The organism is bacterium, from assembly GCA_024226335.1.
Lineage (GTDB): Bacteria > Myxococcota_A > UBA9160 > SZUA-336 > SZUA-336 > JAAELY01.
This window is the reverse complement of the sequence record JAAELY010000167.1, coordinates 1-15,393: the sequence shown is the minus strand read 5'-3', so window position 1 is coordinate 15,393 and position 15,393 is coordinate 1. Positions and strand designations below refer to the sequence as shown.

Below are 15,393 nucleotides of genomic sequence, written 5' to 3'. Positions count from 1 at the left end.
CTCCACTCAGGACTCGCTACTCAGAAGTTGATGGCGCGCCCGTCTGCCGCGAGCGCCGCCTCCATCAGGATCTCCGACAGGGTCGGATGGGCGTGACTGGTTTCAGCCAGTTCATGAATCGTCGCCTCGGCGGTCATGGCCGCAGTAAACTCGTTGATCATCTCCGTAGCACCGTGCCCGATGATCTGGCAGCCGAGCAGTTCACCGTACTGTGCATCGCTGACGATCTTCGCGAAGCCCTCGGTGTGACCGGTGCCCACCGCCTTGCCCGACGCGAGGAACGGGACCTTGCCCACGCGCACGTCATGCCCGGCCGCGCGCGCCTGTTCTTCATTCATACCCACAGAGGCCACCTGTGGCTGACTGTAGATACACGCCGGAATTCGCAGCGGATCGATGCCCGCCTTGCGTTCCCCGGCCATGAATTCGACCGCGGCGATCCCCTCGTGCGAAGCCGCATGTGCGAGCAGTGGTGGACCGTTGCAGTCCCCGATCGCCCACACGCCATCCGCCGAGGTGCGAAAGTCGGGACCGACCTTCACAAAGCCCTTCTCGAGTGTGACGCCAGCTTCCTCCAGTCCGATCCCTGCGGTCAGCGCGCGTCGACCGACCGCGAATAGCACGCGATCCGCCTGAATCTCGATCTCGCCCTTTTCACCTTCGGCGGTCACGACCACACCGCTTCCGTTGACCTCGAGACCCTTGTACGCGGTGCCGAGCATGAGCTTGGCGCCCCTGCGGGTGAAGCTCTGCGCGAGGGCATCCGCGGTTTCCCGATCCATGCCCGGCAGGACCTGGTCCTGCATCTCGATCAAGGTGATCTCGGTGCCGTAGCTTCCGTAGGAGTACGCGAACTCGAGACCGACGGCACCGCCCCCGATCACGACCATCGACTCGGGAAGCTCGCGCGTCTCCAACGCTTCGCGGCTCGTAAGGACGCGTTGGCCGTCGACCTCGACTCCGGGGAATACCCACTCCGTCGAGCCCGTGGCCAGGATGATGTTCTTGCCGGTCAGGATCTCTTCGCTGTCCCCGTTTCGGACGACGACCTGTCCGGAACCGGCCAGACTACCGCGACCTTTGACGACTTCGATCTTGTTCTTTTTCATCAGGCTGCCGACGCCTTTGCTCAGACGTCCCGCGACCTTGCGACTCGCGTCGATCACCGCACCGTAGTCCGCGCGCAGTCCGTCGACGATCAAACCGGGTACGCCCTTCTTGACGGCCGCGTATTGCTCGGCTGCGCTGAGAATCGCCTTGGTCGGGATGCAGCCCCAGTTGAGGCACACACCGCCGAGAGCGTCTTCCTCGACGAGCCCAACGGACATCCCCAGCTGGGAGCCGCGAATGGCGGCAACGTAGCCACCGGGGCCAGACCCGATAACGATGAGATCGAACGATTTCACTTACCAGCCTCCGATCGCAGCCCTGTAATGCACCCGAATCATCGGGTCCCGGGACCACTTCCTTGAGCCGCAAGTAGGGGGTTAAACGTGCTTCAGGCTACAGGCTTTTCGACGATTGGCAGAAGGAGTTCATCGGACTCCTTGTGGTGCGGCTGGTTCCACCCAGGCGTCTTCTGGACCCTGGCCTGCAGCTTCATCAGCCCGTCGAGTACCGCTTCGGGTCGGGGCGGGCAGCCGGGAATGTAGATATCGACCGGAATGATCGTGTCGATTCCCTGAACCGTGGAGTAGTTGTTGTACGGTCCGCCCGAACACGTACACGCGCCAAAGGCCACGACCCACTTGGGCTCGGCCATCTGGTCGTAGACCTTCTTGAGGATGGGCGCCTGGCGGTGGGAAATGGTGCCTACCACCATCATCAGATCGGCCTGACGGGGCGAGAAGCGGGGCAGCGCGGCTCCGAAGCGGTCCAAATCGTAGCGGGGACCTGCGACCGACATGAACTCCATGCCGCAACAGGCCGTGACGAACGGATACAGAAAGAAGGAGTATTTCCGGGCCCAGTTGATCACCGAGTCCACCGTCGTGGTCAAGAAGGAATCGTCGCCCTGCCTCAGGATTTCGCGCTTTTCACCCATGAGCACGAACTATAGCCGCTCGGCTATGCTCTGCCCGTGGGTTTGATCGCTGCATGGCTGGTTCATCTGTACACAGCGTCCTCCGCCGTATTCGGCGTGTGGGCGCTGGTCGCCGCAGGCGCGGGCGAGTTCCGCCTCTCCATGTACATGATGATGCTGACCCTGGTCATCGACTCGACTGATGGTGCCCTGGCCCGGGCCGTCGACGTACGCGGTCGCATCCCCTGGTTCGACGGTCGTCGACTGGACGATATCTGCGATTACTTCACTTACGTAACCGTACCGGCCTACTTCATGATCTGCGCCGACCTTCTGCCCCATCCCGCCTGGGTTTCGATTCCCGTAATCGCCTCTGGCTACGGATTCTGCCAGGATCAGGCCAAGACGGACGACCACTTCTTCGTCGGCTTTCCTTCCTACTGGAACGTATTGGCCATGTATCTGTACGTGATGGACGTGACTCCGCTCAGTGGACTCATCCTGGTACTGGTGCTCTCGGCGACCGTCTTCGTCCCCATCAAATACATCTACCCGAGCCGCACCCGGATCCTCAGACCCTTGAGCCTGCTCGTGCTGGCCTCGTGGGTGCTGGTCTTCTCCTGGTTGGCGGTCGTGCCCGATCCCGATCCGGACTGGGTGCTCTGGAGCCTGTACGCCCCCGTCTACTACATCGGTCTTTCTCTCCTGCTCAATATTCCGGCGATCCGCAGCTCGCTGGAATCTACCTAGGTGCCCGCCTACCCTCCCGTGTGATGAGCGATGCATCCCAGAACCTTTTGCTCGCGAGCCCACGCGGCTTCTGCGCCGGCGTCGATCGCGCGATCGAAATCGTCGAACTCGCGCTGAAGGTCTACGGCAAACCGGTCTACGTGCGACACGAGATCGTGCACAACCGACACGTCGTGGAGGCCCTGCGCGAAAAGGGGGCCGTCTTCACGGAAGATCTCGCCGGGATTCCCGAGGGCAGCCTGGTGATCTTCAGCGCTCACGGAATCGCGCCCCACGTGCGCGAAGAAGCGAAGGCTCGCGGTCTGCGCACGCTCGATGCCACCTGTCCACTCGTGACGAAAGTGCACGTCGAAGCCCGGCACTATGCGCGCGATGGCTGCGACATCGTCCTGGTCGGGCATCGAGGACACGTCGAAGTGGAAGGCACGCTCGGCCACGCGCCCGATCGCATGCATCTGGTCGAAACAATCGAGGATATCGAGCGACTCGAAGTAGAGGATCCCGACCGGCTTGCAGTGCTGACGCAGACCACGCTCTCCCTGGACGATACGCGCGAGATCCTCGAGGCCCTGCGACGGCGTTTCCCGAACATCCGACTGCCTAGCAAGGACGACATCTGCTACGCCACGCAAAACCGCCAGAACGCCGTCAAGGAACTGGCCGCGCGCGCGGAACGAGTCATCGTCGTGGGCGCCCCGATCTCGAGCAACTCGAATCGCCTGGTCGAGGTAGCACAGGCCCACGGCGCCAAGGCGCGACTCGTCGAGTCGGACGAAGCGATCGATCCGAACTGGATCACTCCTGGGACGAAGGTTGGAGTTTCGGCAGGTGCGTCGACTCCCGAGTTCCTCGTAACCGAGGTGATCGAAAAGCTGCAGACCCTCGGTTGTGGCGAGGTAGAAAGACTCGCCTTGGTCGAAGAGGACGTGAGCTTCAACCTTCCCCCTGAACTCAAACGCGAACTTCGGAACGCAGCGTCAAAATAGTGGAATTGCAAGAAGCCTTCCTCTGGAGCCTCGAAAGCGGGAGCGCCTCACCCGAACTCCTGGCTCGACTCGGTGACCCAGAACCTGCCCGCTCGATCGAAGCCTTCCGATCCGCAATAAACGACCCGGACCTTTCGGCGCACCGCGCCTTCTGGGTACCCGAACTGTTGTGCGGTGCACGTCCGGGGCACGGAGCGCGTTGCATCGAGGAACTCGCACAACGCTACCGGCGCGTGAGCGGCAATCCGCTCGATATCTCGCTCTACCCAACTGTTCCGAGACTTCTCGCTTCGAGTGATTTCCTGGCGCGCCTGCTTCTTCGCCATCCACATTGGGTGGCCGAACTCCGAGGTGCATTGCCCGAACCACCCGACACAGCACAAGTCGAAGCGGAGTGGACCGCGATCCGAATTGCGAAATACAAAGGCCTGCTTCGTATTGCCGCACGTGATCTGAACGGGCGAGATTTCGAGCAGAGCTTGACGGAACTCAGCCAACTCGCGGATCGCCTATTGCTTGCCGGCATGACTTGCGCAGAAGCAGATACCGGCCAGCCGGCTCCCATGCTCTTTGCCCTCGGAAAACTCGGGGGAAGCGAACTCAATTTCTCGTCCGATATCGACGTTTTGTTTCTATCGAATGCGGAAGACGGGGAGAGCGATCACGAGCATCAGCGATCTCTCGATGGCTTCGTACAGACCTTCAAGAAGCACATGGAAGCTCCCAGCGAAGACGGCTTTGGCTACCGAATAGATCTGGATCTGCGACCCAAAGGGCGACAGGGCCCCCTGGTCAACCCCTGGCAGACGGCGCTGGATTACTATGAGTTCATCGGCGCAGACTGGGAACGGCAGATGCTGATCCGGCTGCGCGAAGTGCGCGCGCCAGAAACACAGGAATCGCCCTTCCCCCACCATGTAGCCCCTTTCGTCTACCGCGGATCGATCGATCCCTCCTCGATCTCCGGGGTTCGCAATATGAAGCTGCGGATCGAATCCGAGCGAGATCAGGCCGGTCACGACCTCGAGTACGAGTTGAAGGAAGGCCCCGGAGGCATCCGCGACGTGGAGTTTCTCGCCCAGGCGTTTCAATTGCTTTTCGGCGGGCGTCACCCGGAACTCCGCACGGGGCATGTGCTGACGGCGCTCAGGGAACTGGCACGCTTGGGCTGTCTTCCCGAACAAGTGAGTGATTCACTCGGCGCCTCCTACCTGTGGTTGCGAAGGGCCGAGCACGCTGTGCAGATGGTCGAGGAACGTCAGACGCAACGCTTCCCACGCGCCGCCGAGGAACAACTCGGCATGGCTCGACGGATGGGCTACCTGGACGAAGATGCAGATCGCGCCCGCAGCCGACTGCTGGAAGACTGGACACATATTCGCGCCGAGGTCCGATCGCACTTCGACGCCCTCACACTGGAGCCACCGAGTGACGCAGGCACTTGAAGGCAAGCTCGAGCATGCACTCCAGGGGACGCCTCTGGCCGAACACGCAAAGATTTCAGCCGAGTCGCTGATCGAGCGGCGCGGCAAGGACGCTTGCGTCGCTCAGCTCGAAGGCGCCGCCCTCTCGGGCGTTGCGCGGCTGGTCGCGAGCAATGCCGAAGCCGCGCGTTATCTGGCGATGCGACCGACTCTTTTCGAACAATTGTGCACACTGGAAGCCAACCCTCTGACGGCCCGGGGGAACTCCCTGTTGGCGCAATCCTGCCCGGATCTCGAGGCCAATCGCGAGGACTTCCTCGACGAGATCCGACTCATGCGACGCGACGAGATGCTCGTGGCTGCCTGCTGTCACTTTGGCTCGATGGCGAACTTCGAAGCAGTTTCGCAATACCTGTCGATCGTCGCGGAAACATGTGTTCGCTGGGCACTCGCGGGCGCGTGTCACGATCGACCGGAGTCTCACGTGTCGGTCTTGGGGATGGGCAAGATTGCAGGCCGCGAGTTCACCTATCACTCCGACCTCGATCTGATCTTTCTCTATGCCGACGAAGTCGAAGACGTGATGCTGCCGTCGCGAACCGCACAACGCTTCATTTCCTACCTCTCGACCCCGACCGGTGCGGGCTTTGCCTATACGGTCGACTCCAGACTGCGGCCCTCTGGAAACCAGGGCGCCCTGGTCACGAAACACTCCGCTTACACCACCTACCAGACCTCCAGCGCCGCGCCCTGGGAACACCTGGCACTGATGCGCGCGCGCGCGATTGCCGGAGAGGTAGAAACGGCCCAGGCCGTATTGGATCAGACGCGCACTGCGATTCTGAGAGAGACGCGAAGCGTGTGGCCCGTACTCGCGGACATGCGGCGGAGAATCGAAGCGGAGCGCGCCTCGGGGAAGAACCATAAAGTGTTTCTCAAGACCGGCGTGGGCGGCTTGATGGACGTCGAGTTTCTGGCTGGCGGCTGTCTTCTGGAGTGTCGCCGTCAAATCGACGGTTTGAAATTTCCTTCGATCGCCGCAATGCTCGAAGTGGCTCGCGCAGACATGGGCGTAGAGGTCGAAGGACTCGTGGAGCGCTATTCCTTCTTGCGCAACGTAGAGGCCTGCTCTCGCTTCGTGGCGGGAAGGCCCGCGGAATCGCTCGATCTGCGCGACGAATCCACGGCGCTGGTCTCCGAACTGGTCGAGAGCGGCCTGACGCCGGCAGATCTCGCGGAAAAGATCCAGACCGCCCGAGAGGCAAACCGGCAAGCCTTCAACGACGTCGTGTCCACTGGCAGCATTGCTGGCATCACCGGGCCATGACGGATTTTCGGACAGATCTTCAGGTGCGCCCACTGCGCGTCGAAGGAAAAGCATGAGACTACTGGTCACAGGCGGCGCCGGATACGTTGGAGGCTTCAGCGCACGGCGCCTGCTCGCTGCCGGACACGAAGTGACAGTGATCGACGACTTGAGCGAGGGTCACCGCGGAGCGGTTCCGGAAGACGTACTCGAGATCATGAACCTCGCAGATACAGCCGGTGTAACCAGAATCCTGTCCGAGCGACGCATTGAAGGCGTACTCCATTTCGCGGCTTCGACGTACGTGGGTGTCTCGGTCGAGGACCCGCGCCGGTATTACCGGAACAACGTGGCCAACTCGCTCTCCCTACTCGAAGCGATGCTCGATGCACAGGTTCATCGGATCGTGTTTTCGAGCACCTGCGCGACGTACGGCGAGACCGCGTCCATGCCGCTCGATGAGGGCGCGCCGCTGAACCCGGGAAGCCCCTACGCATTCAGCAAGATGATGATCGAGCAGATGATCCGCGATTTCTCACGCGCCTACGGCCTGCGTTTCGCGCTACTTCGCTACTTCAATGCAGCGGGGGGGGCCAGCGATGGTTCACATGGTGAAGACCATCGCCCGGAGACGCACCTGATCCCGCTGATCCTGCAGATCTTGTTGGGCAAACGCGATCGGCTGATGGTTTTCGGCGACGATTATTCCACACCGGACGGCACCTGCATCCGCGATTACGTGCACGTCGAGGACCTGGCAGGAGCCCACGAACTCGCCATCGAAAAGACCGCGACGGGTGAACCCGGCGGAGAAGCCTTCAATATGGGGACCGGCCAAGGCCATTCGGTGCTCGAGGTGATCCGCTCCGTGGAACGCGTGACAGGGCGTAAAGTTCCCTACGAGGTGAAGGCGAGGCGTCCAGGCGATACAGCGCGACTGGTTGCGAGTTCCGAAAAAGCGCACCGACAGCTCGGTTGGCAACTGGCCTATCCCGAACTCGATCAGGTGGTCGAGAGCGCGTGGGAATGGCACCGGCAACATCTCGAGGGTTACGGGGATTAGTTCGGTTCCCCAAGATGCTACAGTATCTGCACGATGTGGTTGCTGACCCTCTTCTTGTTCGCGAACGCCGATCCACCACAGGCGTCGGCTGAAACCCCTCCAGTGGGTGCGATGATCTGCATCGCGTGCCGCGCAACAACGCCCGAACCGCGTACCTTGTTCAGCCCCGGGGATTGGCAGGCGCTCGCCGACGGAGAGATCGTGCGGGAGTCCGATGTTTCGAGCGATACCGAGGCGCTCAGCAGAGCGGCCGGCGTCATCCCACAGCCTCCCGCAGCTGTCTGGGCTTCATTGACCGATTTCGAAAGCTGGCCTCGATTCATGCCGCACATTACATCGACCGAGATCACGCAACGCAACGGCGATCGGATGTGGGTCCATCAAGAGTTCAAGGTCTGGATGGTCGGCATGCAACACACCACCATCTACGAACTCACCCCCACCACCGGGCGACTCGGATGGAAACTCGATCTCGATCGGGAACACGATATCGCCGCAAGCGAAGGGCATTGGCAACTCGTGCCACTCGATGAAGGCCGCAAGACACTCGTCCGATATTCGGCAAAGATGGATTCGGGCCGCTCCGTGCCCGGCTTTGTCGAAGACCTGCTGTTGAAGCGCTCCTTGAGCAACCTGATCACGAGCCTGCGAGATGAAGTGATGCGGCAGTCGAGCGAGTCCGAATAGTCCGATCTGCGAGGTCAGCATGACCCCTGTCGACAAGCTGCGCAGACCCTTTCGGGAAACTGCGCCAGGCCGAGCGGAATCCGGAGAGTTTCCCGACGGCACCGGCCTGTCCGGGCGAGAAGTCGGAATCACCGAACGCGGCTTCCGGTAACTCAATGGACGTGCCGGGAGACCTGGTGTAGAAACCGCGGTATCGCGGAGTTTTGAGATGCAGCGAATCGACCTGGACAGCCACCAAATCGATGTCGAATGGTTCGGCAAGCCGAGCCCGGGGCCGGTCTTCGTCTGCTTGCACGGACTCGTCGATTCCCGAGAGATCTGGAAACCACTCGCAGCTTATCTCTCGAAACGCGGCCGGGTCCTTCTGGTCGACCAGCGCGCCCATGGCACGTCGACAGCACCACCAGGCCGTTTCACCCGCGACGATCTTGCGAATGATGTAGTTGCGGTGATGGATCAGCTGGAAATCGACCGTTGTGTGCTCATCGGACATTCGATGGGCGGTATGGTCTCGTTGGCGGCTGCGCTGAATACGCCCCGTCTTGTGACCGGCCTCGCGCTGCTCGGCACCGCACCGCATTGCAGCGAGCGCACTGCGCAATGGTACGAACGAATCGCGAGCGCAGGTGAAGAGCACGGAATCGCGGGACTGCGCGACCTCGGGCACTGGGCACACGTCGAAGCTCCGAAGGCAGTCTTCGAGCTAATCGACACGTGGATCGCGGAATCCGGGCTGGCCTGAGCCACGGGTGTGTCATCGCAGATGATCGAATCGAGTGAATCCGACTGCGAACTGCTGCGTTTTCACACGCGCGGCGGCCTGGAACTGCTCGCCGATGCCTGGGGCTCGCCCCAGAGCACGCCCGTAATCCTGGCACACGGTGGCGGCCAGACACGCCACGCATGGGGCGGAACGGCGCGGGCACTTGCCGCGGCTGGCTGGTACGCGATCTCTATCGATCAGCGCGGCCACGGCGACAGTGATTGGGCATCGGACGGTCGTTACGGATTCGAAGACTTCGCCGCGGATATCCGCGACGTTGCAATGAGCCTGACGAAGAAGCCCGCAGTCGTGGGAGCCTCGCTGGGCGGCATCGCCTCCCTGAAAGCGCAGTGCGCCGGCGAGGGGCCCTGCTTTTCAGCTCTGGTGCTCGTCGACATCATCCCAAACGTACAACGCAGTGGAGCGGAACGCGTGCTCGGATTCATGGCGGAACGAATGGATGAGGGCTTTGCATCGCTCGAGGAGGCTGCAGACGTGATCGCCGCATATTTGCCGCATCGCCCGCGACCGCACAGCCTGGATGGCCTGGCAAAGAACCTGCGTCGCAATAGCGAGGGTCGCTACCACTGGCATTGGGATCCGGAATTCGTCCGCTCGCGCACGCAGCCGAATGCATCCGATCGCTTCGAACAGATGGATCATCTCTCCGGGACCGCCCGCGAACTACAAACTCCGATGCTGCTGGTACGCGGACGTATGAGCGAACTGGTGAGTGAAGAAGCGGCCCGGGAGTTTTTGCGCGAGGTACCCCACGCCCAGTACGTCGACGTGTCGGGTGCTGGCCATATGGTGGCGGGAGATCGCAACGACGTGTTCAGCGAAGCGGTGATCGGCTTCCTCGAAGAAATTCGCGCGCATGGCTGAGCCGGAAACCGACCCCACCGCGCCGCTCGCCGGTGTGCGAGTGATCGACCTGACACGTGTCGTCGCGGGACCCGTATGCGGTCGCGTGCTGGCCGATCTGGGCGCGGACGTGATCAAGATCGAACCACCCGATGGTGATATTGCCCGGGTAATCGCACCCAAGAGCGATCGCGGCATGAGCGGGCTCTACACGCTCGGGAATCTCGGCAAGCGCAACCTGTGCGTCGATCTTCGCGCACCAGGCGCAACGGAACTCCTGCTCGATCTGATCGAACGAGCAGATGTGGTACTCGAGAACTTCCGCCCGGCGGTCATGGAACGACTGGGTCTGGACTGGGACGTGATCCACCAGCGCAACCCGCGCGCGATCCTGTTGTCGATCAACGGTTACGGCTCGCAATCGAAATGGAAAAACGAGCCCGCCTACGCCCCCATGATGCACGCGGTCGCCGGCGTGCTGCATTGGGAGGCTCAGACGACGGAGTTGCCTGTCGCCCAGATGGCGGACAACAAGGCAGACATGTCCGCAGGGCTTCACGGAGCGATCGCAGTGCTCGCGGCGTTGTTCCGCACCCAGACAAATGGCGTGGGAGAGCACCTCGAAGTACCGATGTTCGACGCGCTTCTGGCCAGTTACAGCGAGACCGCCTACGCCTTGCTCCCGACCCCGGAGGCGCGCGAAGAATGCCGTCTTTTCGACGCGGGTCCCTACGGCTGGATCGCGATCGCCGGTACCCCGCAGAATGCCTGGCGGATCTTCAGGGAAGCGACCTCCGTCGTCGACCCGGCGAAGTCCGCGACAGACGTGCCGACCAAGGCGCGCCTCAGACACGCCGCCATGGAAAGCTGGATGGTGGAGCAAGAGAACGTCGAGGCAATCCTGGAGATACTGGGAGAGAGTGGCCTGGTGGCCGCACGGGTTCAATCTCTGACCTCCGCGCTACACGGACCGATCGCTCGGGAGCGAGAACTGCTCTTCGAGGTCGACGATCGGCGCGGCGGTGTGCGTCCGGTGGTGCGCGCACCGTACTGGTTCTCGGGAAAAACCGGACCGCTGCGACGTCCAGCTCCAAGATGTGGCGAACATAACGAAGAAGTCCTGCGCCAGGTACTGGACTTCGATGACGAGCGCATCGCCGGATTGCGCTCGTCAGGTGTACTGGTCGATTCACCGGACGAGACGACGAGCGAACCGGCAGCCGAATAGACCTGTTCGAAGACCGAGTCGGCCTGGCGGGATTTCCGGGCTAAGGAGCGGGAACGCGCTCCAGACGCGCGATCGCGCTAGCGATCTGATCCAGCAACGCTGGACTCAACTGGGAACCCGCGTCACTGGCCAGAAGACGTTGATAGGCCGAAAGCGCTTCCTCCCCACGACCCGCCCTTTCCAGTGTCGCAGCCCGATTCAGGATTGCGCCGAGATGGTTGCGATCGATCCTCAGTGCACGTTCGAACACCTCAATCGCCTCCGTATAGGCGCCTGCGGCCGCGTGCGCGACGGCCAGATTCGACAGGAAGTCCGGATCATCGGGGCGCGCCGCGACCGCGCGTTCAAAGAGCGGAATCGCTTCAGCGATCTGCCCCGCTTCGAACCTGAGCCTCGCCAGACCTTGTAACGCGACGGAGTTTCCCGCCTCCAACCCCAGTGCGCGCTCGTACGCCGCACGTGCCGCATCAGCGTCGCCCCGGAGTGCCAGCGTTGCGCCCAGCGCCGAGTGCAAATCGGGCCGGTGCGGATCACGCTCGAGCGCGGCCCGCAATTCGCGTTCTGACTCTTCCAGATCCCCCGAAGCCTGGTGTGTGCGACCCAAAAGGCGCCGGGCCTCCGAGAAATCGGGTGCCCAGTCCAGAGTCTGCTCCAGGGCGTCGACGGCTTCCGGATAACGACCGCGCTCGAAAAGGCCCAGGCCGAGTGCAAAGTAGGTGATCGCACGCGCATCGGTGCCCCGGTCCTCTGGCCCATGGGCCAGACCTGCACCGAGACCCACGATCACGATACCCGTCGCCAGAACTCGCCAGTCGGCGCGGCGCCCGGCATCGACCAGAGCAAACACTCCCGCAGAAGAGAAAAGGAGCAGCGGCGGAACGATCGGTGCGCGATAACGACCCAGCACATAGAAAACGACGACGCTCGCCGCGAGACCTGCGAGAATTCCGTAGACGGGCCAGAGCTCGCGCCAGCGCATTCGAGTCGTCCAGAGACCGAACAAGCCAAACGGCGCCAACCAGCCGAAGTGGAACACCAGAGCGAGTACATCGAGGGATTTCGACACCTCGCGATACGCCTCGAAGCTATCGGTATCGACGCCCTCATTCGCGTGCCAGAACAGGTACGCCTTGTAGTTCATGAGCCGTAACCAGTCGAGCGGGTGTTCAGCGATGTGTTCCAGAGAGCGACCCAACCAGAACGAGGACACTGCAGCCGGGTCCAGCGGGCGATCGAGCTGCGTTTCTGCCAGTGTGCGCGCATCGTCGCGTTCGAAGCGCGGACTTCCGCGACGCGGAACCAGGGGCACGTAACGGCCCGTCGCCTGCGGGCCATTGCCGATGTAGAAATTCGGACCAGCCTGCGAGGTGGTAATCAAGAAGCGCCCACCGACGGCCTGATTGCGCAGGCCCACCGGCACCAGCACAAGACTGATCCCGAGCAACAACCAGCCCGGCCAGCGAAGCTGGCGGACCCGGCTCGAATCGCCGAAACCGAGCCACAGCCAGAGTGCGACCCAGGGGACCAGGATCAGCGCGTTCTCACGCGTCAGCGCGAAACAGCCCAGGAGCATTCCCATCCCCAGTATCCAGCCAGGTTCCGCACGCGTACGCACCCGTGCGACGAAGAACAAGAGCGCGCTGCTGAAAAAGAGTCCTAGAGAGGCTTTCTGCAGAAGTCCGTCGTAATAGATCGCCGGCGCGTAAAGGGCCAACGACGCACCCGCCAGAACACCAACCCGCGTCGAGATCAGGCGCGCCCCGGCGAACGCGAGCAACCCGCACGAGGCCGCACCCAGTGCGATCTGTGCGAGTCGCGGAACCCAGAAACTCTCCCCGAAAAAGGCACGCAGGAGCGCCAGGAAATACGGGTAGAACGGAGCCTGATAAAACGTCTGGTCACCGAGCCAGTTGCCCGAGGCGATTTCGACGGCCCACCGGTAGTAGCTGAGGCCGTCCCCGATCGGTACCTCGAAAAACGGCGTCTGCGAGACTTCGATCAGATGGACCAGCCGCAGAGTGAACGCGAGCAATGCCAGCGTGAGCGAGTATCCGACGATTCCCCCTATCCGATTCACGCCTACAACTCCCCGATATCCCTGAAAAATCCCTCGTTCCCAGGCTCCAGCAGTGTAGCGCTCCGAAGGGGGATGCTGTGTTACTCTATCGGTCGTTCGGCTGGTTGAGAGCCGACCCGGAAATTCATGTCAGAGACGCTACCGCTCCACCCCTCAGACGCCTTGGACCGACCGTTGCGCGACCTGCGCATCTCGGTGACGGATCGCTGTAACTTCCGCTGCCCCTACTGCATGCCGGCCGAGATCTTCGGTGAGCGCTATGCATTCCTGCCGCGCTCCGAGATCCTGAGCTTCGAAGAAATCGAGCGACTGGCCCGGATCTTCGCATCCCTGGGAGTTCGCAAACTGCGCTTCACGGGCGGCGAACCGCTCGTGCGTGCGCAACTTCCGGAACTGGTCACGCAACTCGCCCGGATCCAAGGAGTGGACGATATCGCGCTGACCACCAATGGTTCTTTGCTCGAAGCTCACGCGCAATCTCTGGCCGACGCCGGACTCCGGCGAGTGACGGTGAGTCTCGACAGTCTGGACCAGGCGATCTACGAACGCATGAGCGGAAAGCAGTACAGCGTGCAACGCGTTCTGGACGGCATCGAGGCCGCGGAACGCGCCGGGCTGACACCGGTCAAGATCAACTGCGTGGTACAGCGCGGCGTGAACGAAGACGGCGTCGTCGAACTAGCACGCCGCTTCAAGGGCACGGGACATATCCTGCGCTTCATCGAGTTCATGGACGCGGGTACGCTGAACCAATGGAATCGCGACCTTGTGGTTCCCTCCGCCGAACTCCTCGAACTCATCGGACAAGAACTCCCGATCGAACCCGCTGAGCCGAACTACAATGGCGAAGTCGCGCGTCGCTACAGGTACCGCGATGGCACCGGCGAGATCGGCATCATCGCTTCGGTCACGCAACCGTTCTGTGGAGCGTGCTCTCGCGGGCGACTCTCCGCCGACGGACGCTTCGTGACCTGCCTGTTTGCAGAGGACGGCGTCGACCTCAAGCGACCGCTGCGCGCTGGAGCCTCAGACGCGGAACTGCGCGAATTCATCAGCGGCGTCTGGAATAAACGCACCGACCGTTATTCAGAGGAGCGTGCCCGTCTTTCGCCCTCGTCCGCGCCGACCAAGGAGCGGATCGAGATGTACCAGATAGGCGGGTGACCCCTGCTTCGCAGAGGTCTCGGAATTCTGATTGCAGTCGCGTGGCTTTCGCCGCCGGTCTTCGCCGAGCCTCCGGGTTCGGCTGCGAAGCTTCCCATGGCACTTCCCGGTGCCCCCACCCTGTCTGAAGACCTTCGCACACGACTGGCAACCGAACTCGCCGGGCGGGGCCCCGAATACGAACCGCGCACCCGCAATCTGCGAGCAGATGGATCGCCTCTGTACACCAATCGCCTGCTGCTGGAATCCAGCCCTTATCTGCAACAGCACGCGCACAATCCAGTCAACTGGCGCCCTTGGGGAGACGAGGCCTTTGCCGCTGCAGAACGCCTGGGCCGTCCGGTGCTCGTGAGCATCGGCTATTCGACCTGTCACTGGTGTCACGTGATGGAAGAAGAATCTTTCGACGATCCGAATACGGCTCGATTCCTGAACCAGCACTTCGTCACCATAAAGGTCGATCGCGAAACGCGGCCCGACGTCGACGCAATCTACATGAGTGCGATCCAGGCGCTCGGTCAGCGCGGTGGCTGGCCGCTGAACGTATGGCTGACACCCGACCGCAAACCCTTCTACGCGGGTACCTACTTCCCGCCGCAGCCGGGTCCGGGCCGGCCGGATTTCATGAGCGTTTTGCACTCGATCCAGAAGCAGTACTCCGACAACCCGGAAGAAATCCTCAGATTTTCCGCAGACTTGACGGAGAGGATTCGCGCGGACCTCGAAGGCACTGCGACCGATGTGTCACGAATCCCCGGTGCGGACGTCATGCGCCTGGCTGCGGACCGTTACGCACGAGTCGCCGATCCGACCTGGGGAGGAGTCGGCCAGCAGACGAAGTTCCCGTCTCGTTTGCCGATTCGCTTCCTGCTTCGCTACCAGCGTCGCACGGGGGACTCGCGCGCCCTCGATATGGCGACGCTCGCACTCGACAAGATGGCGGCGGGCGGCATCTACGATCATGTCGGTGGCGGTTTCCATCGCTACTCCACCGAAGTCCGCTGGCTTGTGCCGCACTTCGAAAAGATGCTGTACGACAACGCACAACTCTCGCTCGC

At 62.2% G+C, this 15,393-nt stretch carries 14 protein-coding genes; 11 read left to right on the top strand and 3 right to left on the bottom strand.

Annotated elements, in window-relative coordinates; genetic code table 11:
* Positions 1–20 precede the first annotated feature (20 nt).
* Both lpdA and GY725_07890 read right to left on the bottom strand, forming a co-directional pair.
* Entirely contained in the window at positions 21–1,406 is a 1,386-nt protein-coding gene (gene lpdA, locus GY725_07895; GenBank protein ID MCP4004101.1) for a dihydrolipoyl dehydrogenase, read from the bottom strand.
* A gap of 92 nt (positions 1,407–1,498) precedes the next feature.
* Positions 1,499–2,044, bottom strand: coding sequence for an NADH-quinone oxidoreductase subunit B (locus GY725_07890; GenBank protein MCP4004100.1), 546 nt, complete (start codon positions 2,042–2,044; stop codon positions 1,499–1,501).
* 36 nt (positions 2,045–2,080) lie between these two features.
* On the opposite strand from GY725_07890, the gene GY725_07885 reads away from it, so the two are divergent.
* The 9 genes from GY725_07885 (at position 2,081) to GY725_07845 (ending at position 11,094) form a co-directional block, all read left to right on the top strand.
* Positions 2,081–2,773, top strand: a complete 693-nt coding sequence (locus GY725_07885) for a CDP-diacylglycerol O-phosphatidyltransferase (GenBank protein MCP4004099.1) — start codon at positions 2,081–2,083, stop codon at positions 2,771–2,773.
* A 23-nt stretch (positions 2,774–2,796) separates the two neighbouring features.
* Positions 2,797–3,759 carry a 4-hydroxy-3-methylbut-2-enyl diphosphate reductase gene (gene ispH, locus GY725_07880; protein MCP4004098.1) on the top strand — a complete coding sequence of 321 codons (963 nt, stop codon included), beginning with the start codon at positions 2,797–2,799 and terminating at the stop codon, positions 3,757–3,759.
* A gap of 5 nt (positions 3,760–3,764) precedes the next feature.
* On the top strand, positions 3,765–5,204 hold the full coding sequence (locus tag GY725_07875; GenBank protein ID MCP4004097.1) for a hypothetical protein: 1,440 nt from the start codon (positions 3,765–3,767) through the stop codon (positions 5,202–5,204).
* Complete coding sequence (locus GY725_07870) at positions 5,188–6,510, top strand: hypothetical protein (GenBank protein MCP4004096.1); 1,323 nt, start codon at positions 5,188–5,190, stop codon at positions 6,508–6,510. The genes GY725_07875 and GY725_07870 overlap by 17 nt, the downstream gene beginning before the upstream one ends.
* A gap of 52 nt (positions 6,511–6,562) precedes the next feature.
* The gene (gene galE / locus GY725_07865; GenBank protein ID MCP4004095.1) at positions 6,563–7,552 is read left to right on the top strand and encodes a UDP-glucose 4-epimerase GalE; all 990 of its coding nucleotides are present in this window, start codon (positions 6,563–6,565) and stop codon (positions 7,550–7,552) included.
* Positions 7,553–7,585: 33 nt separating this feature from the next.
* Positions 7,586–8,239, top strand: a complete 654-nt coding sequence (locus GY725_07860) for a hypothetical protein (protein MCP4004094.1) — start codon at positions 7,586–7,588, stop codon at positions 8,237–8,239.
* 208 nt (positions 8,240–8,447) lie between these two features.
* Positions 8,448–8,981 carry an alpha/beta fold hydrolase gene (locus GY725_07855; GenBank protein ID MCP4004093.1) on the top strand — a complete coding sequence of 178 codons (534 nt, stop codon included), beginning with the start codon at positions 8,448–8,450 and terminating at the stop codon, positions 8,979–8,981.
* Between the two features lie 21 nt (positions 8,982–9,002).
* Positions 9,003–9,887, top strand: coding sequence for an alpha/beta hydrolase (locus GY725_07850; GenBank protein ID MCP4004092.1), 885 nt, complete (start codon positions 9,003–9,005; stop codon positions 9,885–9,887).
* A complete protein-coding gene (locus GY725_07845; protein ID MCP4004091.1) occupies positions 9,880–11,094 on the top strand; it encodes a CoA transferase in 1,215 nt (404 codons plus the stop codon). The genes GY725_07850 and GY725_07845 overlap by 8 nt, the downstream gene beginning before the upstream one ends.
* Positions 11,095–11,134: 40 nt before the next feature.
* Here the strand turns inward: GY725_07845 and GY725_07840 are convergent, their stop codons facing one another.
* Positions 11,135–13,171, bottom strand: coding sequence for a tetratricopeptide repeat protein (locus GY725_07840; protein MCP4004090.1), 2,037 nt, complete (start codon positions 13,169–13,171; stop codon positions 11,135–11,137).
* 126 nt (positions 13,172–13,297) lie between these two features.
* Between GY725_07840 and moaA the strand changes: the two genes are divergently transcribed.
* Both moaA and GY725_07830 read left to right on the top strand, forming a co-directional pair.
* The gene (gene moaA / locus GY725_07835; GenBank protein ID MCP4004089.1) at positions 13,298–14,335 is read left to right on the top strand and encodes a GTP 3',8-cyclase MoaA; all 1,038 of its coding nucleotides are present in this window, start codon (positions 13,298–13,300) and stop codon (positions 14,333–14,335) included.
* Between the two features lie 96 nt (positions 14,336–14,431).
* A partial coding sequence (locus GY725_07830) for a thioredoxin domain-containing protein (protein MCP4004088.1) occupies positions 14,432–15,393 on the top strand: 962 nt, incomplete at its 3' end.